The organism is Arcanobacterium hippocoleae, assembly GCF_040360365.1.
Taxonomy (GTDB): Bacteria; Actinomycetota; Actinomycetes; order Actinomycetales; family Actinomycetaceae; genus Arcanobacterium_A; species Arcanobacterium_A hippocoleae_A.
In genome coordinates, this window is the sequence record NZ_CP136412.1 from 2,290,648 (window position 1) to 2,311,708 (window position 21,061).

Annotated in this window: 17 protein-coding genes and 3 pseudogenes; 12 read left to right on the top strand and 8 right to left on the bottom strand. The window is 49.0% G+C overall.

All coding sequences use genetic code 11. The annotated features are described in order from the left end of the window. Positions 1 to 5 precede the first annotated feature (5 nt). From RQN30_RS11710 to RQN30_RS11735, 5 genes and pseudogenes are all read left to right on the top strand, one after another. Positions 6 to 3,980: a glycoside hydrolase family 98 domain-containing protein gene (locus tag RQN30_RS11710; protein WP_353060627.1), complete on the top strand. Its 3,975-nt coding sequence runs from the start codon at positions 6 to 8 to the stop codon at positions 3,978 to 3,980. A gap of 332 nt (positions 3,981 to 4,312) precedes the next feature. Beyond that, a pseudogene (locus RQN30_RS11720) lies at positions 4,313 to 6,834 on the top strand (Ig-like domain-containing protein); the annotation flags it as partial. Positions 6,835 to 7,339: 505 nt separating this feature from the next. After that, on the top strand, positions 7,340 to 7,507 hold the full coding sequence (locus RQN30_RS11725) for a hypothetical protein (protein ID WP_353060629.1): 168 nt from the start codon (positions 7,340 to 7,342) through the stop codon (positions 7,505 to 7,507). Further along, positions 7,500 to 7,732 (top strand): annotated as a pseudogene (locus RQN30_RS11730) ((4Fe-4S)-binding protein). The gene RQN30_RS11725 and the pseudogene RQN30_RS11730 overlap by 8 nt, the downstream one beginning before the upstream one ends. 2 nt (positions 7,733 to 7,734) lie before the next feature. Further along, positions 7,735 to 8,022 (top strand): GNAT family N-acetyltransferase, encoded by a 288-nt coding sequence (locus RQN30_RS11735; RefSeq protein WP_353060630.1) that lies wholly within the window; start codon positions 7,735 to 7,737, stop codon positions 8,020 to 8,022. A 663-nt stretch (positions 8,023 to 8,685) separates the two neighbouring features. Here the strand turns inward: RQN30_RS11735 and RQN30_RS11740 are convergent. The 7 genes from RQN30_RS11740 to RQN30_RS11770 form a co-directional block, all read right to left on the bottom strand. Next, entirely contained in the window at positions 8,686 to 9,060 is a 375-nt protein-coding gene (locus RQN30_RS11740; RefSeq protein ID WP_353060631.1) for a GntR family transcriptional regulator, read from the bottom strand. Further along, a complete protein-coding gene (locus tag RQN30_RS11745; protein ID WP_353060632.1) occupies positions 9,057 to 9,251 on the bottom strand; it encodes a hypothetical protein in 195 nt (64 codons plus the stop codon). Before RQN30_RS11745 ends, RQN30_RS11740 begins: the two co-directional genes overlap by 4 nt. Before the next feature lie 246 nt (positions 9,252 to 9,497). Next, positions 9,498 to 9,899 (bottom strand): hypothetical protein, encoded by a 402-nt coding sequence (locus RQN30_RS11750; RefSeq protein WP_353060633.1) that lies wholly within the window; start codon positions 9,897 to 9,899, stop codon positions 9,498 to 9,500. A gap of 495 nt (positions 9,900 to 10,394) precedes the next feature. After that, complete coding sequence (locus RQN30_RS11755; RefSeq protein WP_353060634.1) at positions 10,395 to 11,141, bottom strand: oxidoreductase dimerization domain-containing protein; 747 nt, start codon at positions 11,139 to 11,141, stop codon at positions 10,395 to 10,397. An 11-nt stretch (positions 11,142 to 11,152) separates the two neighbouring features. Next, the gene (locus tag RQN30_RS11760; protein WP_353060635.1) at positions 11,153 to 11,812 is read right to left on the bottom strand and encodes an FAD-dependent oxidoreductase; all 660 of its coding nucleotides are present in this window, start codon (positions 11,810 to 11,812) and stop codon (positions 11,153 to 11,155) included. A 97-nt stretch (positions 11,813 to 11,909) separates the two neighbouring features. Then, positions 11,910 to 12,887 (bottom strand): NAD(P)-dependent oxidoreductase, encoded by a 978-nt coding sequence (locus tag RQN30_RS11765; protein ID WP_353060636.1) that lies wholly within the window; start codon positions 12,885 to 12,887, stop codon positions 11,910 to 11,912. Positions 12,888 to 13,041: 154 nt separating this feature from the next. Then, positions 13,042 to 14,481 carry an alanine/glycine:cation symporter family protein gene (locus RQN30_RS11770; protein ID WP_353060637.1) on the bottom strand — a complete coding sequence of 480 codons (1,440 nt, stop codon included), beginning with the start codon at positions 14,479 to 14,481 and terminating at the stop codon, positions 13,042 to 13,044. A 421-nt stretch (positions 14,482 to 14,902) separates the two neighbouring features. Here RQN30_RS11770 and RQN30_RS11775 point away from each other — a divergent pair, with 421 nt between their 5' ends. Then, positions 14,903 to 15,493: a cation efflux transmembrane domain-containing protein gene (locus RQN30_RS11775; protein ID WP_353060638.1), complete on the top strand. Its 591-nt coding sequence runs from the start codon at positions 14,903 to 14,905 to the stop codon at positions 15,491 to 15,493. A gap of 140 nt (positions 15,494 to 15,633) precedes the next feature. Here RQN30_RS11775 and RQN30_RS11780 read toward each other — a convergent pair whose 3' ends face one another. After that, positions 15,634 to 16,212 carry a biotin transporter BioY gene (locus RQN30_RS11780; protein ID WP_353060639.1) on the bottom strand — a complete coding sequence of 193 codons (579 nt, stop codon included), beginning with the start codon at positions 16,210 to 16,212 and terminating at the stop codon, positions 15,634 to 15,636. Positions 16,213 to 16,639: 427 nt separating this feature from the next. Between RQN30_RS11780 and RQN30_RS11785 the strand changes: the two genes are divergently transcribed. From RQN30_RS11785 to RQN30_RS11810, 6 genes and pseudogenes are all read left to right on the top strand, one after another. Continuing rightward, on the top strand, positions 16,640 to 17,062 hold the full coding sequence (locus tag RQN30_RS11785; RefSeq protein ID WP_353060640.1) for a lipoate--protein ligase family protein: 423 nt from the start codon (positions 16,640 to 16,642) through the stop codon (positions 17,060 to 17,062). 160 nt (positions 17,063 to 17,222) lie between these two features. Continuing rightward, positions 17,223 to 17,447 (top strand): hypothetical protein, encoded by a 225-nt coding sequence (locus RQN30_RS11790; protein ID WP_353060641.1) that lies wholly within the window; start codon positions 17,223 to 17,225, stop codon positions 17,445 to 17,447. A gap of 156 nt (positions 17,448 to 17,603) precedes the next feature. Beyond that, positions 17,604 to 18,101, top strand: coding sequence for a biotin carboxylase N-terminal domain-containing protein (locus tag RQN30_RS11795; RefSeq protein ID WP_353060642.1), 498 nt, complete (start codon positions 17,604 to 17,606; stop codon positions 18,099 to 18,101). Further along, positions 18,101 to 19,045 (top strand): ATP-binding protein, encoded by a 945-nt coding sequence (locus tag RQN30_RS11800; protein ID WP_353061854.1) that lies wholly within the window; start codon positions 18,101 to 18,103, stop codon positions 19,043 to 19,045. The genes RQN30_RS11795 and RQN30_RS11800 overlap by 1 nt, the downstream gene beginning before the upstream one ends. A 14-nt stretch (positions 19,046 to 19,059) precedes the next feature. Then, a complete protein-coding gene (locus tag RQN30_RS11805) occupies positions 19,060 to 19,368 on the top strand; it encodes an acyl-CoA carboxylase biotin carboxyl carrier protein subunit (protein ID WP_353060643.1) in 309 nt (102 codons plus the stop codon). Next, a pseudogene (locus RQN30_RS11810) lies at positions 19,368 to 21,040 on the top strand (acyl-CoA carboxylase subunit beta). The gene RQN30_RS11805 and the pseudogene RQN30_RS11810 overlap by 1 nt, the downstream one beginning before the upstream one ends. Positions 21,041 to 21,061: the final 21 nt, after the last annotated feature.

A 21,061-nucleotide genomic window follows, 5' to 3' on the forward strand; every position in this document is an offset into this window, starting at 1 on the left:
CTAGTATGAGAACGAAAATGCGGGGGTGTATTTCCTCGCTGCTGACCGCTGCGCTTGCTCTCGGTTTCGGGATACAGCTGCAGCAGCCTGCCTATGCTGATGAGACGCCGGCAGGATATCGGAATGTTGCATTAAATGCAGCAGTTACGGGAACATCGCCAAACTCAGATACTTCAGCTGAAAGCGTTACAAACGGGAAGACGGATTCCCTTGCCGCGTCGGAATATTTTGAAATTGGTACGGAAGCAGCAAGCAGCGAACATCCGCAGTATGTGCAGGTAAATCTGGCAGCTGCTGCCAACATCGACAAAATTAAGATGTGGCGTTACTACCAGGATCGCCGTCAATATAAGAACACCGTGATACTTGTATCAGAAGATGATAAATTCGACAAGAGCGACGTTGTTTATAATGCCGACGGTGACGATCTGTTTGGATTCGGTAGCGGAAGCGAAAAATACTACGACGAAACAAATGCTGGGCACGAGTTTAAGTTTAACGCGAGAAAAGCACGCTATATTCGCGTTTACAACAATGGCAACTCGAAATATTCCAATGGCGGGCACTACGTCGAAATAGAAGCCTGGGGTACGCTTGAGCAAGAGCCGGCGGAAACGCCGGCTGCGATGCCGCATAGCAGCACAACTTTGGAAATTCCGACTTTTGAAGCGGATGGAAAGCTGCCAAACAGCGCCACACATCCTGATATCTTAAAGTTTGCTGAACCCTGGGCCGGATACGAGTACTGGATGATTCTCACCCCGAATCAGACCGGAAATTCACAGTACGAAAATCCAAGCCTGGCTGCATCGCACGACGGAAAAACATGGAAAGTTCCGGAAGGGATCACAAATCCAATTACCGGGCCGAAAGAAGAACCGAAACCCACCTATAATTGCGATACCGATTTAGTGTATGCGGAAGAAGAGGATGCGCTCTACGTTTACTATGTGTGGACTGACGACGATAAAAAATCCCCGGGAGACCCGGGTTTTACGCCGTCCGAAGTGCGCTTAATTAAGATTACCCACGAGGGAAACAAGCTAAACGTCGGTAAAATCCAGACACTGTTCAAGACCGAATATCATTTTGACCTATTCTCTCCAGCAGTAGTCCGCAATGGCGATAAGTGGCTGATGTATTCGGTAGACACTCAAGACGGCGGATGGAACAATCAAAACAACTTTGTCGAACTGCGTACATCTTCCGACGGTATTCACTGGTCAAATGCAGTTTCGCTGCAGAATACTTTCGACCAGCCCGGATATCAGCCCTGGCATATCGACGTGAAATATATTCCGGAGAAAAGTGAATACTGGGCATTCTATCCGGCATATAAAGATGGAACAGGATCGAATGCGACATCTTTCTTCTTCGCAAAATCGAAAGACGGATTGCATTGGCAGACATATGAAAAACCGGTACTGGAACCGAAAGCGGGCACTTGGTATGACAAGTTCATTTACCGCTCCACATTCCTTTACGATGCCGCGAGCGATAAAATCTCACTATGGTACTCCGCGGGAGAAAAAGATAACCGCTGGGGGATTGCCTACACTGAGAACACCTACACGAATATGGAGAAAGCACTCGGAAACATTGCATTTGCGAAACCGGATGCAGAGATTTCCATGCCTGCAGCGCCGAAACCTGGCGCAGAACCAGAGCAGAGCGAACGGATGAACCTTGCGCTGAATAAGCCTGTGACCGGCGTGGCTGCAAACAATCAGACCGCTCCAAGCAGCGTAACCGACGGTGTGTTTGACTTCGCCGATAAAAATCCGACCCCGAACGATTACTACGAAATCGGTGCAGGAAAAGATCAGACCAAGACAGACCCGTACTATGTGCAGGTAGATCTTGGTGCCGTCGGTACTATCGACGAGGTTGATCTCTGGCGGTATTACAATCCGAGTGATCACCGCACCTATCATGACACGATTATTTTTATATCTGAGGACAAAGGCGGCTTCTTCAAGGCAGAAAACGTGATTTACAATTCCGATGAAAGTAATTTCTTCGGATTAGGCAAGGGAACTGCGAAAGAGTATCAGGAGTCAGTTGCCGGCCTGAAAGTGAAACTGGAGGCTCCGAAGAAAGGACGTTACATTACCGTCGTTAATAATGGACACACCATGTATGACGGTAAAGGCGGGCATTACGTAGAAATTCAGGCGTGGGGGACAGTTCCGAAAGCTGCGGAAGAAGAGCCGAAACCTGTGCCGGCGAAGCGGATTACCGTCGATAATGAACATCCGCTTTTAATCATTCCAGTGTACGTTGAACACTACAGCGCAGCAGAAACCAAAATGGACTGGGAGAACACGCTCGAAGGAATGTGGAATAACGTTCCCGATGATGTGAAGCCCTATGCTTTAATGGAGATTCACTGCGGATCGAAATTCGGTACCGCCAGCGGCTGGCAGGGAAATAAGCCGGAAGAGCTGAAAGACTTTTATGAGCAACAGCTGAAGATTGCTGATGAAAAGAATATTCCAGTGACTATCGTGGTGGGTACCTCCGGTAATCAGCCGCAATGGTCGGCAACAGGTACATTGACCAACGAATGGCTTACCGATGTTGCGCAAAAGCATGATTCGTTAAAAGCCTTTTTGATTACCGAAAATTACTGGACTACCTATATGAATGTGGCTAACCGCGCAGCAGATATTTTGCGGATTGCGCACGAAAACGGCTTGCACCTAATCTGGAGCGAGCATAAAGCCGCAGTGATGGAAGAAATTCTCAGGCTCCCAGCATTCAAAGCAAGCCTGGATAAATACGGCGAGAGCATGATTTTTACCTGGAAGAACACGCCGCGTGAAGATACTGGAAAGACTGCGAGCTATTTCCAAGGGCTCTGGCTCAACAATAATATCGCCGCCTGGGGCGGATTGAGCGATACCTGGGTCTGGTTTGAGAAGAGTTTCTGGAAGCCTTTTGCCGGAGTTAATCAACTAGTTCGCCACATGAATCGCGGTGAAGAATGCCGTGCCGTCGTGAGTGAACCGGAAGCCTTAATCGGTATTCAAATGCTCAGTATCTACAACAACGGCGGTGTAGTATACAACTTCGAACACCCAGCATATGTGTATGCTGCAAAAGATCAGCCAACCCACGTTTTCAACAACGAAGTGCTGGAAGTATTCCGCCATGCGATTAAACATCCGGCACCGGCAAAAGAAGCTCTCCTGGAGAAAACAAAAGCCGTCGTACACGGAGACATCTCCCGAATTCCGCTGCACCATGGGCTAAACATGGACGACGAATCGCTCTTTACCTACAGCACTGGACGCTACGGGCTGATTCCAGCGGTCCCGCAAAATTTCGTGCTGCGCAATCCGGTAAAAGCTAAAGAATTGCCGGTATCGGAAATTACTGATAACAGCGCGCGGATTCAAAAGTTCAACGAACTATACCCCGAAACCTACACCGGTAATGCCTATGCGGAAAAGGTGAACAATACGTGGGTGCTCTACAACAGTATCGTCAACGGAGATGCAGCCAGCAATAAGCCGCAGAATGCAAAAATTGACGCCGGCGGCATTATGGTTGACGTGACAATGCAGCCGCATACATTTACTTATCTGGATAAAATCGACGGCGGTATTGAGGTTTACCTGAATAACTACCGTGCAGACAAGTCGGAAATCTGGGAAAATTACGGACCGGACGTTCAGCCGTGGAACTCCGATACCGACACAAAGATGGACGACTGGCTGGCAAATAAGTATATTCCGAATCCGCAAGATGACGTGATGCGCGATACCGTTTATGTTCTTGAAAATATTACGGAAAAACCGGAAGTGAAAATTGTTTCCGGTTTGAAAAATCAATACAAAGAACCGACAGTTGCTTTCGACGCTGCCGCAAAACGCGCCACCGTCACCATCCCGGCAAACGGATATGTGACATTCCAGATTCTCGCCGATGTCAGCAGCACTGCATGGGAAAAGTTTCTCCATTTAGCGGTGCCGTAACCTATGAACACGGGTGGACAGAAGCCCCTGGAGACGATGTTTACGCAAACACTGCAGGCAGCAAAGCCAAAATCGTCTTTTACGGAACCGGTATTCGGTACATCAGCCAAAAAGACACCAACTTCGGGAAAGGCATTATCTATCTTGACGGTAAGAAAGTGAAAGAATTTAATGCACACGGACCTGCTGAACGTAACGTAACAATATATGAGGCAACAGGTTTAACCGAGACAGTGCACACCTTAACTGTTGAACCGGCTGGTGACGGAACAGTAGACGTTATTGCCTTTGAAGTACAGTACGACAAGAGCAAGAAGATCCCGGTAAGCAGGATTAACGTAAATGCAGAATCGCTGCAGATGAACATCGGGGCAGCAGAAAAGCTCAGCGCTGCAATCGAGCCGTACAATGCTGCCAATAAAAATGTTACATGGTCCAGTGAAGACGAAACCGTCGCAAAAGTCAATGCCGCAGGCGAAGTAAACGCGCTGAAAGCAGGAACAACGAACATCATTGCTGCGCTGGATTCCCAGACAGTGAAAATTCCCGTCACAGTGGAAGAATTAGTTACCGCACCAATGCGGAAGACCGTAAATAACGCGCACCCGCTCTTTATTCACGGCCTATACCGACAAGGAAACCAGAATTTGCCAGGACCGCTGCAAGGCGGAAAAGATATTCAAGGATTCTGGGACAGTCTGGTGAATGGCGATCCGAATGGTTATAAACTTCCAGCCGGAATGTTAGAAAATCAGGCAATCGTAATTCATCCATCCGGAAACGTTAACGGTGACGAACAGACTCGGGCATGGGTTGAGGAACGGATTCAGCAGACGAAAAAGACAAGATCCCATTCCTGGTGATGATTTCAAACTCCGGTACGACTATTCCGCCGTCGAAAGAATGGATTGAATCTCTGTACAAAACATACCCGAATATGATTGGTGTGTTTATGTCGGAAAATCATAATTTCACCGGAAATCTCGCGCAAACCCGCAGCAAATGGATGAGTGAACAGCTGCAGTTGGCGGCAAAATACGGCGGATACGTTGTATATTGCGAAATGAACGACAACGGCGACTTCATGGAGAAAGTACTGCGCGAGCCAATTGCACTCAATAGCCTGAAACAGTACAAAGACAACTTCATCCTGCTTGCGAAAACCACCAGCGCCTGGAGTAAAGTCTCATACAACAGTCATGAAAGTGTGACTGCAGGCGCATGGCTCAGCGATATCGCCGGCAACTGGGGAAGCCTGATTGACACGTGGATGTGGCAGATTGAAGGATACGGTCCGCTGTGGGGTAAAGATACCTTTGACACATTCGGCGGTCCGGAAGAATGCCGCGGACCGGTAACATTCCCGGAGCTATTCTTCGAAATGCGGATGATTCAGCAGGCACAGAACGGTGCGGCAGTATTTTCTTTCGAACACCCAGATTACGCCACATCAGTCGGCACAGATAATGGCAGTAAAAACTATTTCACGCCAAGTTTTACCGAAAGTATTATGCCGGCAATGGAATACATGCGTGACCACAAGATTCCAACCAAAGATGAGGTCCTTGCAAAAACTAAAGCAGCTTACGATGCGCGCGAAGGTTCGCTGAATGATCTCGCTGGAGCCGGAGTTAATCTTTTAAATCCGCTCTACGGAGACACGAACTTTAACGGGAAGAACAATACTACGCTGCTCGCTCACAAAACGGGACGTTATGGGATTATTCCGTCGCTGCTGCCAGGCGTTTCGGAGGAGGTAATTGCTAAATTCCCGAATCTGCTTACAAAAAATAAAGTTCTGAACGAGTTGAAAAACGAGGCTGGAATTAAAACATATTTTGACAAGCTCTATCCGGAAACTTATGAAGGCGACGGATTTGCTTCCAAAGTTGGAAATACCTGGCTGGCATACAACAGCAACTGGATGATTGATTCCCGCAAAGATTCAGAACTGGACAGCACCCAAAGCGTCACATTGAATCTAGAACAGAATGAAGTGCAGGCAAAAATTACTTTCAACCCATATTCCCTGCTCGTCTTAGACGAAAAAGACGGTAAAGTGCGGATACACTTCAACAACTACCTGGCAGACAAGAACCCAATCTGGAAAGGATACGTAAAATACGGGAAGCCGGGCGCTACTAAGCATTGGGATTCCGATAATGACACCGGAATGTACGATTACCTGCTGAATGAATATATTCCAGACAGCAAGACTGCTGATGATCGTTACCGGAAAGCAATCATCGAAATCTCAGGGCTGACGCATGAGCCGACGCTGGAAATGATCAGTGCATTGATTGGCACAGACAACGCGGCACAAACTAAAACACCAACTATCGCATATAAAGACGGCGCGGCAACGATTACTTTGGAGGGGAACGGATGGCAGAATTTTGATCTTTCAATAGTTCCCAGTGCGGATCCGGTTCCGCCGGCGGTTTCAAAAGATAAGCTGCGCACTGCGGTAGATACGGTGAAAGCTGCAATTGCTGCAGCGGAAGATCCAAAGTTAGCGGCGGCGCTTAGCGGGCTGCTGCGTAATCCGGAAGCTGTGCTGCAAAATCCGAATGCGGTGCAGGAAGATGTTGATGCTGCTTGTGCTGCGCTTTTGAAAGCTTTTGCGGAGTTGGGAAGCTCTGAGGCGGAAAGTTCTGGAGGCCGGAATGCTCCTGGGGCGGAAAGTTCTGAGGGCCGGAATGCTCCTGGGAAGTCGGTGCAAGTTGCCGGGAAATCTTTGGCGAAAACCGGTTCTGCAGGACTGCTTGGTGCTCTTTTGGCTGCGCTGATACTGACGGGTGCTGGCGTGAGTGTTGCAGCTGCACGTCAAGGAAGGAAAAATAAAGCAGATTGCTGAAAATAGCAGTCTGCGAGAGATAGACTAACACTATCTGCGGAAGGGACCCCGCCGAATCGGTTATTGAACGCTTGCTATCAGTTAGTTCTCGGTTTTCTGTTTTCAGTTTTCTGTTTTCAGTTTTCTCGGTCCAACTTTTCGAGGCTGGTTCAATAGATTATTTGGCGGGGTTCCTGGTGTTTTCTGTTGGCAGTTGTAATGGTTTTATCGGTTAGTTTGATTATTTCTTTGCATGGTTTGTGCCAGTTAAGTGTTTTCCTTTACCGGTTGTTAAATTCTTCGGCTGCCGCATCAAAATCGGCTTCAGAGTATTGGCTGAGATTGGTTCCTTTGCGAAAGTATCGGCGGAGCAGGCTGGAGAAGTTTGGCAATCGCGCGCGTACACTGCGGCCGGTATGAAGGATTTCCGCGATTGCGGTGTTTCTGGTGTTTGTTGTGTTTCGTGTTTCTGGTGTTTGCGGTGTTTATCGTGTTTTCGCTGTTTGCGGTGTTTGCGGTGCGGATGAAGTACCAAGCAGTTTTAAATCTGCTTATCGCTTTCGCAGTCGGCCAAATTGAAGAAATGCTGCTCAATCAGGGTGTGATTGGGCAGCGCAGACAATCGGAATTAATTGAATATTTTACAATTCGACACATTGGATATGCCGGAGTAGGGTGGAGGTATGACTAGGAAACTTTATACCGGAGAACGAGTTGACATCTCGTTTGACCTCGATATTTGCCAGCACTCCGGAGTTTGCGTTCGCGGACTCCCAGAAGTTTTAATCTAAAAGCACGCCCATGGATTAACGCAGACGCAGATACGTCGATTTCCGGCGCAGAAAGGCTTGTCGATCTCGTTAGTAACTGCCCGTCGAAAGCGCTCATTATTGAACGTGCCAATTTGGAGAAATAAAAATGAGTACAGCATATACGGTTCGTGAAAATACAGACGCGCGTCGTTTCGAAATTTATGACGGTTCTGCGCTGATTGGGCTTGCTGAGTATCTGAAGAGTGCGGAAAAAATTTCGTTTACGCACACCGAAGTTAGCCCTGACTACGAGGGGAAAGGCGTCGGTTCGCAGCTGATTAAAACGGCACTTGATACAGTGCGGGCAGAAGGCGGATATCAGGTGCGGCCCCTCTGCCCATTTGTCAGATCCTATATTGAAAAGCATCCGGAATACAAGGATTTGCTTAGCTAAACCTGGTTTTGAGGTACTGAAAGCAAGCGCAGTATTCGGGTGAGTTTTTATCGTCGCTTAGTTTATTGTCGCTCAGTTTGTCGCGATTTATTTTATCTGGGTTTATTTCGGCTTGATATCTGATGACGGTGAAATGGAATAGATTGAGAACCAGGCTGAAGCTATGCGGGATTCGAATCAGGAATCTTTAGATTTTCGCAGCGAGCATTTCAAGAAGGCGCGAGAAGTCGGGTTTGTTACGTAAATTTAACGACGGATATGCCAATACTGCGTAACTGGTGGCAAAAAGAAGAAAATTTTACGTAAGTGGCGGCGGGAACTTAGGCTGTGATTACTGCCGTCGGAAGTGTTTGTGTTTGTGCTGGTCACAAGCTCATGGTGACGACGGTTCTCCCGTCGTTATGTAAAACCATAAGCATTTTGCCACCAGTTACGTAGGCCCGTAAGCATTTTACCACCAGTTACGTTGAAAAATATGGATTATGCCGCCAGCTACGTGCGATTGCTGGAATTTTGCCATCACTTACGTGGACTCATAAGCATTTTGCCATCAGTTATGTAGCCGGCATTCACGGCATAAACAAAATTTGAAAAGTCGGTTTGTTTGATGTGTTTAAGTGAGTCAGTCAAACCTTTTTGCTGCTTACAGGGTACCGAGGGCGATTAGCTGTTTGTTTCATCAGTTAACATTTTCAGAATCAGTTCTAACGCCTGCTCTGTACCAAGCCCGGCAGTCCGGGCAGCTGCTGCAAATTTCCGGGCAAGTGATTCCGGCGAATTTTCTGATATACTGCGCGTTTCCTGCAAAGAACGCAGATACGTGCCATGACGTCCGCGCGTCTCAATAATTCCCGCACTTTCCAAATCCTTATAGGCACGGGCGACGGTTCCCGGAGCAATCCCTAACTCCAGTGCGAGGTGGCGGACGGACGGGAGACGGTATCCCGTCGGAAAATTTCCGCTTTTTTGGGTCGCAATAATTTGCTGTTTCAGCTGCTCGTACGGCGGAGAAGGAAGGCTTGGATCGATAACAATCATTGCCGTGCCGCTCCTTGATATCTGCAATCAGGCCAAAGCCGGCGCTGCGCGGTATATGCGGCAATTCCGAGCAGCGTAACTGCTGTGATATATGCTCCGAAAAATACCAGGATAATCCGTAATCCAAACTGATCTTCCGGATATAAACCGTAGATCAAGATGAACGGAATAACTGTGCTTGCCGACAGCATATTGAACACGTCTTCGGAAATTAGCTGATCCTCCCACCGTAAATCTGCCTCGGAATTTGCGTAAATCGGCTGAGATGCAATCCGTGCCGCTCCATACCAACATGTACTAAAAATTCCGATCGTAATTGGAAGAACTACGTATGGACGCCACGACGTAAAAGTATATTCAGCGGTGATAAAAAGATAACACCGAATGCTGCAATACTAATCAGCATACTCGGGACTAGTGCCCAAAGCGGAATGTAATCAGTTAAGGACGTCTTGCGTCCGCGGGCATATCTCGGAGCAGAATATGCCGAAATTTTTAACTCGTTGGTACGGTCTGCCATATTCGCTATTCCGCGGCAGGCCAGAATGAGCAGGAAAATATACCCAAAAGTAAACGTGCTGGTTCTGCCGACTGTGAAAGTGAGAGTGCCGCAAAAATACTTGCAAGCACCCCTCTTTTTCATGCGCAATCCGACGGAAATAGCGCTGCTCAAACTCTGGAGTCATCTGCGGTAATGGCAATGCGCCGCGGGGAGCAGTGCGGTCTTTTAATCCTTCCAGACGGCTCTTTCCGCCATCAGCGCCGTAGCCGAAATAAGCGATTATCCCGGCAACCAATCCGATTCCGATAAACACAAGTCGGAGAATGAAGCCCTCCATGGAAAATCCAATCTGTTTGTACTAATACAAATATTGTATTAGTACAATGTTTTCAGATGCAAATTATTTCAGCCGAATCGTAACTGCGGCGGCGTGAAAGCAGGAAAATGCCTGCAAACAGGAAAAATGCCTGCAAGCAGATCTTTCGGCAGATTTAAAGCAAGCGGGATTATTTTCCAGACAAATTATTGCCGGAAAAATCCGGTGCAAATACGCAAGCAAATACGCCAGCAAATACGAAAATAAATACGCAAAAAATACGCCAGCAAATACGAAAATAAATACGCAAAAAAATACGCCAGCAAATATCAAAAAACCGGAAAACAACCGGATGCAGAAAATTCAGTAAACACGCAAAAATCCCCTCCGCACCGCAATTTACAGCCTGGAGGGAATCTTTACTTTCTGCTGCGCTTTCGAAACCGATGTTCAAACAAACCTCGGATACAAACAGACTCTAGGCATCACGCGGGAAAACTGCTCGCGGCATCCGCCCTAGATATCCGCAAGTAATTCGTTCAGCGCCTCTGCCGTCGACGGATGCGTATAAATACGATCCCGAAGCGCGGTGTACGTGATTTTATGATCCATTGCGAGCGTAATCAGATTAATCACTTCCTGCGAATCAATACACAGAAGCGTCGCGCCAAGAATCTGCCCGCTCTTCTTGTCAACCACAACTTCCATAAACCCGCGAGTATCAGCAACCGCTTTCGCCCGCGGCATTGCCGCAAGCGCAGCCACCTCACGATAAGCTACGCCAACTTCCCAACCGTTCGCATCCGCCTGCGCACGGGCCTCATCGGCAGTAAGACCAGCACGGGAAAGCGGCGGAGTGATAAAAGTAGTTGCGGGAACCACGCCGCGATTTTTCAGCGAACGACCGTCGGTGCCCTTACCTGCAAGCAGCTGATCAGCAATAATCCGATGATCGTCAAAAGAAATATAAGTATGCTGAAGTCCGCCTTTTACATCTCCGACAGCCCACACATTTTCGGCACTCGTACGAAGAAACTCATCGGTGACGATTGCGCCATTCGCGACCGCAATCCCAGCCCGTGCAAGCCCAAGCCCGTCGATATTCGGCTTACGGCCAACCGCGATGAGCAATGCGTCAGCTTCACGCGATACGCCATTTGCATGCAGAATCAGCGGAGCGGCTGTATCTGCGGGAGCTTCGACTTCAGTAACTGAAGTTCCATGCAGGAAAATAATGCCGGTATCGCGAAGAATCTTTTCCACAGCCTCCCGAGTTACAGCAGATTCACGGGGAGAAGCAGCTCGTCACGATTATAAACCGTGACCTGCGACCCGAACTGGGCATAAATATTTGCCAGCTCAAGCGTAATATAACCAGCGCCAATAATTGCGAGCCGTTTCGGAAGATCCGCCTTATCAATCAACTCCGTAGAAGTAAAAACACGCGGATCCGCAAGCGGATTCGCAGGCAAACCGGCAATTTCCGGAACGACGGCAGCCGCCCCGGTGCCAACAATAATTTTATCGCCAGTCAATTCAAGCGTTTCATTTCCGGCAGTAAGCCGCAGCTTCCGTTCACCGACAAACTCCGCATGCGCCACCACCACCAGCACACCAGGATTTTCCAACATTGCAAGATTTGCGGCATTCATCTTCTCGCGAAGCGTCCGTTTACGCGCAATTGCTTTCGCATAAAAATCTGTGCTGCTAAATGCGCCGCCGCGCCCGCGCACGGCATCGTGAAGCAAAGTTTTCGTGGGGACGCAGCCAATATTTATGCACGTGCCGCCAAACATGCCGGAATCCTTCTCAACAAGCACCACTTTCTTTCCAGCTTTTGCAAATTTTGCGGCAAGCGTTTTTCCAGCCTTCCCAAAGCCGACAACAACAATATCGGCATGGGCGGTATCGAGAGCAGCGGGGGAGAACGTCATAAGAATCCTTCAAAAATTAGAGTTTGCGGCCCGTCGCTATGACATGATCCGCTATAACATGACGGGCGCGGTTTACACTGCGCAAAACGATTAACAGTTAAATTTTATTCCAATAGGAAAATCTGATTCCAGCAGGCAGAACCAAAAACCAGCCATTAAAACTGCGGTGCGGAAAATCAATTTCCAAGCACAATATTTTCAAATGCTTCCCGGAAAGCGCATGATTAATTTGGCGCTCAAGCAAAGCTTTCATCCGCGGATGCATTGCGGCAGTATTTCCGCCATTATGCGCAGTAATCAGCGCGGCAACTTCCCAAATCGGGTGCGCTGCAGGAAGCGGTTCGGGATTTGCCACATCAAGCACAATCTTTAAACGCTTCCCCGCAGCTGTTAGCGCGTCCATATCGGCAAGTGAACCGCGCCCGGCATTCAACAACACCGCTCCGTCTTTCATCTTGCTTAAGAAATCGGCATCAATAAAATTATTAGTCTGCTCATTTGCGGGAATCACCACAATCACCGCATCCTGTTCGGAAAGAAACTGATCAACCTGATCAAGAGCATAAACATGACCATACTCTTCATCGCGTTCACGAGAAGCAGCGAAAGTCAGCTCAACCTCAAACGGCTCAAGACGGCGGCGAACTGCCTGCCCCACACCGCCGACACCAATCAGCAAAATCTTCTTATCCGCCAAGCCGGTACTGTAAAAATTATTCCACTTCCGGGAATCCATATCCCGCACAAGCTGCGGAATATCACGGATAACTGCAAGAAGAGCAGTAAGCACAGCTTCAGAAGTTGCCGTCTCGTGCACTGTTGCCGCATTCGCCACCTGCAAACCAGACGGTACATCCGGATGCAAAGCATCGAATCCGATCGAACTAATTTGCAGCAGCTTTGCCCCAGCTGCAGCCGCCTGCGCAACGGCATTCTTCGGACTCCAGTGCCCTGTGACCACAATATCTGCCTGATGCGGCGCTTCACCCGTCAAATCCCAGCGGGTAATACGGACACCAGGAATATTGATATCAAACTGCCAAAACGGGTCAATTAACACATTTAATTCGTTCATGGGTAAAGCATATAACGCATTATTTTGCTGTTGGACACAGTTCACGGGCAGCTTATCGCGGGCAGTTTAAGGGATATAAATTTGCGGAAAACTCTGCAAAATTCACATCCCGAATCATATTTTCTGCGGTAAATAGCCGGTGATTAGCCGGCGATTAATGTTTACTGCGCGTGGCCGGAAAACTATTCTCGACCCAAATTTCGGTTTCGAGTTCGCCTGGTAAATATTTATTTCCCAAAGCTGTAAAACGGCCGTCGGGATTAGCTTCAAAATCCTTGAGCGCCGCAAAAGCCCACTTCCCGAGCAGCAGAATTGCCACAAGATTGATTGCAGTCATAAAAAACATGGAAGTATCGGCGAAAGTCCAGACGAATTTAATTTCAGCCAATCCGCCAACAAAAATCGACACAAGAACCGCTATCTTCAACCCGGTAAGTGCGTGTTTATTTGCGGTCAGATAATCCATATTCACTTCAGCATATGCGTAGTTTCCAATAAGTGTGGAGAAAGCAAAAACAACAATCAGCAGCACCATAATTGGCAGCACCCAGCCGCCAAGCGAATCAGTTGCCGAAGCAGCCGTCAGCGTCGAGCTCTCCACATCTTGACCCGGCGTATAAATACCGGAAGAAAGAATAATAAACGCGGTTGCGCTGCAAACAATAATTGTGTCCACAAACACGCCGAAGCTCTGAATCAGACCCTGCCGCGCCGGATGAATCGTAGTTGCCGTAGAAGCTGCGTTAGGAGCAGAACCCATCCCGGCTTCATTCGAATAAAGACCGCGTTTCACGCCATTCAGGAGCGCAGCAATAATCCCGCCGGCAATCCCGCCGGCTGCTTGCCGGAAACCAAAAGCAGACGCAAAAATCGCGCCAAAAACATCATCAATCTGATCATAATTCACAACAATTACCCCAAATGCAATCGCGATATAAAGCACCGCCATGCTCGGAGCCATCCACTCAGTCACTTTCGCCACAGAACGCATTCCGCCCAAGATTGCAGCCGCAGCAAAAGCCGTAATTATTAGAGAAGTAACCCACAGCGGGATGGAATAATAATGCTCAATCGTGACCGCAATTGTATTTGCCTGCACCATTTCAAAAGCAATTCCGTAAGTGAAAATAAGGGCGGCAGCAAATACAGCGCCCCACTTCCAAGAGCGTAAACCGCGCCAAATATAGAACGCCGGACCGCCGCGGAAAGTTCCGTCGCGCCAGGGCATTTTAAAAATTTGGGCAAGCGTTGCTTCGATAAACGCAGTTGCCATCCCGATGATTGCAACCAGCCACATCCAAAAGACTGATCCTGCGCCGCCCGTCGTTATCGCAACAGCCACACCGGCAATATTTCCGGTTCCGACGCGCGCCGCGAGACCGACTGCGAAAGCTTGGAAAGCTGATATTCCGCCGTCTTGATCTGCGGAACGGCGCGATGCCTTCAGCATTGAAAACATTCGCCGGAAATGGCGGAACTGCAGGCCGCGGGTGCGGATTGTAAAGTAGATGCCGGCGCCGGTAAGTAAGCTGATGAGAAACCAGCCGTAAATCCAGTCATTAATACTGCTTAGCCATGCTGTGATTGCGTCCATTACTATCCCTTTACTTAATATGCGGTTCGTGAAAAGCTGAGATGCTCACGAAATCGTGGTACTGAAAATTAGTTTTCGGTTTTTGTTGATATATGCAGCTTAAACATATTATTTTCAGAAAAATATTCGAACTATGGAATATTCTGCGATAGGTTAATGGTTGGTATCAAGTGTTTTTAGAGTATGCAATATCACCCAGTAAAGTAAAAAGTGAGTAAAAGTGTATTGTTGATTCGTTTAAATGTGAGCAATTAGCGCAGCTGCGGTATTCTTCATTTGTTGGCTGTGCCGGAAATATGCGGTAACTATGCAGGCGGCAGCTGCTGCAGGAATTTTAATTTTCCAGTGTGGTAAATCGGGCTTTGTTACCTTTTTATTACTTTGCAGCAGAGCTTTTTCGGCTTAATCTGGAAGGAACTTGATGTCAATTCGTCTTGTACTTTGGCTTGTTGCAGCGATTAATGCGTTATTTTTCATCACTGAAATGTGTGCGGCAATTTTCGCCGGTTCGGTTTCGCTTTTCGCTGATTCGGTTGATTTCTTTGAAGACGGAGCAATTGCGGCTCTGGTAATGCTTGCTCTTGGTTGGACGGCCCGCCGTCGAAAGACGGTCGCGATTATTCTTTCCGGGATTATTTTACTTCCGGCAGCTGCGGCAATCGTGACTGCGATTCAAAAGCTCATTGCGCCGAGTTTGCCGTCTGGTACAGCGATTACGGTTACGGCAATTGCCGCGCTTGCTGTGAATCTCTTATGTGCGGCAATGCTTGCGGCATATCGCCGCGGTTCGGGAACTTTGCTGCGTGCTGCCTGGCTTGCGGCGCGAAATGATGCGATTGCTAGTATTTTGATTATTGCTACCGGTTTGGTAACTGCTGCAACTGCGACGTTTTACTTCGACGCGGCCGTCGGCGTAATTGTGGCATTGATTAATTTGCGTGCGGCGAAAGAAGTTTGGGAAGCTGCGCACGGGGAAATGGAAGACGAATACGTCGATTTGCTTTCGGAATGAATTTGCAATCTGTGAGTTTGTAATCTGTGAGTTTGCGTTTTGGGGAATTGGAAAAGGCTAGCAGGCTGGATGTTTTCTGCAATCTGCTAGCCTTTGCTTTGCGGTGAATTTAAGTGCGGTTCGCCTGAGGTCTGGTAATCTTACGCGGCAGACTCAGGTGATTTATCTGCAATCAACAGTGCGAAAGAGCTTGCAATCGCTAATTTAATTGCATCGCCAATGAGGAATGGCGTTACACCTGCTGTGAGCAGAGTGCTGAAGCTGAACATTCCGTTCGATGCAAGGAAACCGCCGAGCCAAATTAGGCCGGGAAGATACGGTATTGCAAGACCGATAGCTGGGATGGCGATTGCGCGCCACCCATGCAGACCTTTCGCTGTGAGTCGGGATACGGTGTAAGCTGCAGCAATAAATCCGAGTACGAATCCGAAAGAAGCACCGATTCCGGAAGTGCCGCCGGAGAGGATTGGGGCGCCGAGGGCTGCAAGGGATGCGTAAATTGCAAGCCCGCCAGCAGCTGATTTGTGATGTGCAAGCAAGCCGACAAGTACGACGGCTAAAGTCTGGCCGGTAACCGGAATTGGTTTGAGCGGAATCACGATTTGTGCAAGCAATGCAACGATTGCGGCACTTGCTGCTGCTTCGCGAAGCGGCGCCCAGCTTGCAATCCGAAGTTTTGTTAACGCGGATGGGGAAGCGAAACCTTTTTGCATCGTCATTTGAACTTTCCTAAGTGGTGTTGGCTGACGTATTTTGCGGTTCGGTATGCGGGGTGACTCCTGGTTGACGGGGGTCGATGCAGACGGGCGAACCGTTGGTAGCAAGTGTTGCACAGGATTTTCCGGTTCGCCAGTGCGTAATTTATTTCCGACGGGTGTGTTGAATCGGCGGTGCTGACGTTTTCTGTATCTGTTTTTGCTAGCAGATTAGCAGATATTCTGTGGTTTGCTGTGTGTGTTTTAGGTGCGAAGATTCTGTTTTTATTGTTGTGCACCTCATATTTTTTCATTTTTCGCAGATGTGAAGCGTCACAAAATTGCTGCCGGGTTTGAAAGCGGTTGACGAATAAGCGTACGGCGATGTTAGGCTAGAGAAAACGGAGCGCGCTCCATTTTCTTGTTCATTTGCGAAGAAACGGCGAAATACATGGGAAAAACCAAGCAATTCAAGCTTCTGCGAAACGAAACTGCATCCGTTGCATACATCGAAAGTCTAACCTCAACCCAAGACTATTTGCACAATCAGTGGCGTGAACTTCCGCAATTCGCAGTCTGTCTCACAGATTTTCAAGAACATGGCCGCGGCCGTTATCTGCGCACCTGGCAAGCATCCGCAAAAACCTCGCTCCTGCTTTCCATACTCGTTCCGCTTAGCTCACGCAAATACGGTTGGGCAGCACTTGCCGGCGCACTTGCCGCCCGTGAAGCTTGCGCACAAATAGTGCCGTCGAAACAAATCCTCGTGAAATGGCCTAACGACGTAGTAAACCCGCAGGGAGAAAAATCGCTGGAATTCTCGGCGAAGTATTTGGCGAACGCAGCGGCCAACTTTTCGGCGCAATCGGAGTAGGAATAAACATCTGCCAGACCAAAAACGAACTGCTTCCCAAAGCAACTTCACTTGCAGCAATCGCTCCTGACGCTGTCAGTGATTTCGAAAGTACACGCGAAAATCTTGCCGTAATCTTCGTGCGTGAACTAAAAAATATCTTGCACTCGAAAGCAATGCAATGCTTGCCCTGCTCAAACCGCACTGTATCGATATCGGTCAAGAACGGGTGTATGCCGTCGGAGATAAACAAATTTCAGGAACCGTCCGCGGTATTACTGACGACGGATCGCTCATCATCGGCAGCCAAATATTTACACACACCGACATGGCCCGTGCCGCACTCGCTGAAACCGACCTTAACGAATCCGGTATCCCAATCGACGGCACCGCCCGAGCACAGTAAACAAATCGTAAAACCGCAGCAAACACCGGCAGTTTGCAAAACCAAAGCAAACAAGAGCAAAAGCGGGCAGCTGCCGGCAAAAACTTCTCAGACTTAAAAACAATGCGAAAAATCAAGAAATCGCGAAAAAGAAGATAAGAAGCAGAAGGATGAAAAATGAAGCTTTTAATTGCAAATCGTGGAGAAATCGCGGTGCGGATTATTCGCACATGCCGTGACCTGGGGATTGCAAGTGTCGTGGGATACTGCGATTTTGAGCGTGATGCACAGTACGTGCTGCTCGCCGACGAAGCATACGCGCTTGGAGAAAACGCGAATGCATTCATGGACGGTGATGCTTTCCTCGCAATTGCAAAACGTGCAGGTGCGACGGCGATTCATCCCGGATACGGTTTCCTATCTGAATCTGCTGAATTTGCGCAGGCAGTGCAGAACGCTGGTCTGATATGGGTTGGTCCGGAATCCAGTGCGTTGAAAGCGCTCGGCGATAAAGCAAGCGCCCGTGCAGTAGCTGCAAGTGTAAACGTGAATCCGGTTCCCGGTTGCGAACATGCTGAACTGACTAACGCGAATGTAGAAGAATTCATTGCCGTGCACGGATACCCCGTCGTAATAAAAAAGTTGACGGCGGCGGCGGACACGGAATCAAGATAATTCACGACGAACGCGGGCTGACCGAATATTTCCAACTCAACACCGCACCCGTGCAAGGTGTAATCGTAGAGAAATTCCTTGAACAGGCACGGCACGTTGAAACTCAATGTCTGCGTGATTCGTACGGAAATTTTACCGTTGTTTCAACTCGTGATTGTTCACTGCAGCGACGGAACCAGAAACTAATTGAGGAAGCGCCGGCTTTTAATCTGCCGGCAAAAATCGAAACTGAACTTGTGGAAAACTCACGGAAACTTTTTGCAGCTGTCGGATTCGTAGGGGCGGGTACCTGTGAGTTTCTTTATGAGAATGGTGCGGTTTATTTCCTGGAAGTTAATCCGCGTTTGCAAGTAGAACACACCGTTTCGGAAGAAATAACGGGTGCGGATTTGGTGCGTGCCCAGCTCGAAATCGCTGCGGGCGGGAAACTTTCGGAAATCCCGCAAACACGCGGGCACAGTATTGAATTACGTATTACCAGTGAGAATCCAGATGCGAATATGATGCCGACGGCCGGCGTAATCACCCATCTTTCCTGGCCGCTTGGGAACGGGGTGCGGGTCGATACTGCGATTCGTGAGGGAGATGCCGTCGGCACTGAATTTGATTCGATGGTCGCGAAAATTATTGTGACAGCAGCAAGCCGCAGTGAAGCAATTGCGCGTGCAAAGCGCGCCTTGCGTGAATTTAATATTTCGGGAATTTCGACTCCGGTTCCGCTGTATGCAGCAATTTTGGAGACACCAGAATTCATGTCGGGAATGTTTTCTACCCGCTGGCTGGAAACGGAATTCCTTCCAAAGTGGAGCGGGCAAGCAAATAACGGCAGTGCCGATATGCAAACTGCAGCGCGGGCGGCTCCGCTGACGCGGCCCAGCTGCTGGCAAATGCTGCAGAGAATCACACTTTCACAATTGAAATCGACGGCAAACGCGGCACAATAACTATTCCAAAAGAATTGATTGCCGCGCAGCGTCGGCACACGCTTCCCGCTCAGCCGCTGCGCCGCTCGAAACGGATTATGCAGGAACAAACACAGCAGGAACGTGACGGCAGTGTTACCTCTCCGATTCAGGCGCTTGTGCTGAAAGTGTGCACTTCCGCTGGTGCGCAGGTAAAAGAAGGAGATCTGCTCGTGGTGTTGGAGTCAATGAAAATGGAGAGTTATGTGTATGCGCCCTGTGACGGAGTGGTGGCAGAAGTTGCAGTACGTGATGGAGAAAATGTGAGTCCGGGCGCATTGATTGCACAGATTGCGGAGGCATAATGCAGGAGAAGACAAACAAATCAGCGGCGAATTCGCTGCAGTCGGCGCCGGTATCGGTGCCTGGAAGCGGGTGCGGCACCGGCGGTCAGGCGCAGCTGCCGAGTGAGTATTTTACTATTGACCAGAGTTCAAATGTGATTGACCGTGAAAAGTTCCATGCTTTTGAGCTTAGCGTTATTAAATCTGCGGAGGAAAAGGCGCGTACTCGTCAGCATCCGAAAGGAAAACAGACTGCGCGCGAACGTATTGCGGAACTGGCAGATGAAGGCAGCTTCCAGGAGATTGGGCGTTTTGCCGGCGGTAATATCGGGCATGGTTTTACCGGAGCTGGCGTGGTTACCGGAATTGGGCGGGTGCATGGGCGGCAGGTGGCAATCTATGTACAGGATTTTTCCGTTGCCGGCGGTACTCTTGGCGAAGCTGAGGGGAATAAAATTATTGCCGTCATTGATAAGGCGCTCGAATTGCAGATTCCGGTGATTGGAATCATGGATTCGGGCGGTGCGCGGATTCAAGAAGGTGTGGTGGCGCTTGGGCAGTATGGGCGAATTTTTAAGCGTACATGCCAAGCTTCAGGGAAGATTCCGCAGATTTCACTGATTTTGGGACCGTGTGCCGGCGGTGCAGTTTATAGTCCGGCACTTACCGATTTCGTGATTATGACCCGTGATAATTCGCATATGTTCGTCACCGGGCCGGATGTGGTGCGTTCGACCACGGGCGAGGAAGTAAGTTTTGCTGATTTAGGCGGAGCAGATGTGCATAATTTTCAATCGGGCGTGGCGCACTATCTTGCAGATGATGAAGCAGATGCAATTGATTATACAAAGACGCTGCTTTCGTATCTGCCGGCAAACTCGAATCAGGATGTACCGATTTATGAGTATGATGAGGATTTTTCCGAATCTGGAAAACTGCAATGTGCCGGTCTTGATCGGCTGGTTCCGGAGTCTTCGCGTCAGCCTTATGATATGGCGGCTGTGGTTGAGGAAATTGTGGACTACGGAGAGTTTGTGCAGGTACAGGAGCATTTCGCGCGGAACGTGCTTGTCGGTTTTGCTTGCATTAATGGGCAGAGTGTGGGAATTGTGGCGAATCAGCCGCTGTTTGATGCGGGCACGCTTGATGTGGATGCTTCGGAGAAAGCGGCGCGTTTTGTGCAGATGTGCGACGCATTTGGTTTACCTGTGGTGACGCTTGTGGATGTGCCGGGATACCGTCCGGGAGCTGAGCAGGAACATGCGGGGATTATTCGCCGCGGGGCGAAAATGATTTGGGCGTATTCCACGGCAAGCGTGCCGTTGGTGACAGTTATTTTACGTAAGGCGTACGGCGGGGCGTATATCGTTATGGGTTCAAAATCTCTTGGCGGAGATTTTGTGTATGCCTGGCCGGGGGCAGAAATTGCGGTGCTTGGCGCTGAGGGTGCCGTCGCAATCGTACATCGCCGTGATCTTGCTGCAGCGCGGGCGGAAGGAAATGAAGATCAGGTGCGGACGGTGCTTTGCGAGAAATATCGCCGGGAAAATGTGAATCCGTATCTTTCTGTAGCGCGTGGGGAGGTAGATGGAATTATTCCCCTTCTCGGACCCGTGAGATTATTGCGAAATCACTTGCGAATCTGCGTTCAAAACGTAAATGCGGCTACCGTCACGGAAATATGCCGATGTGAGATATCGGATTTTGAAACTAA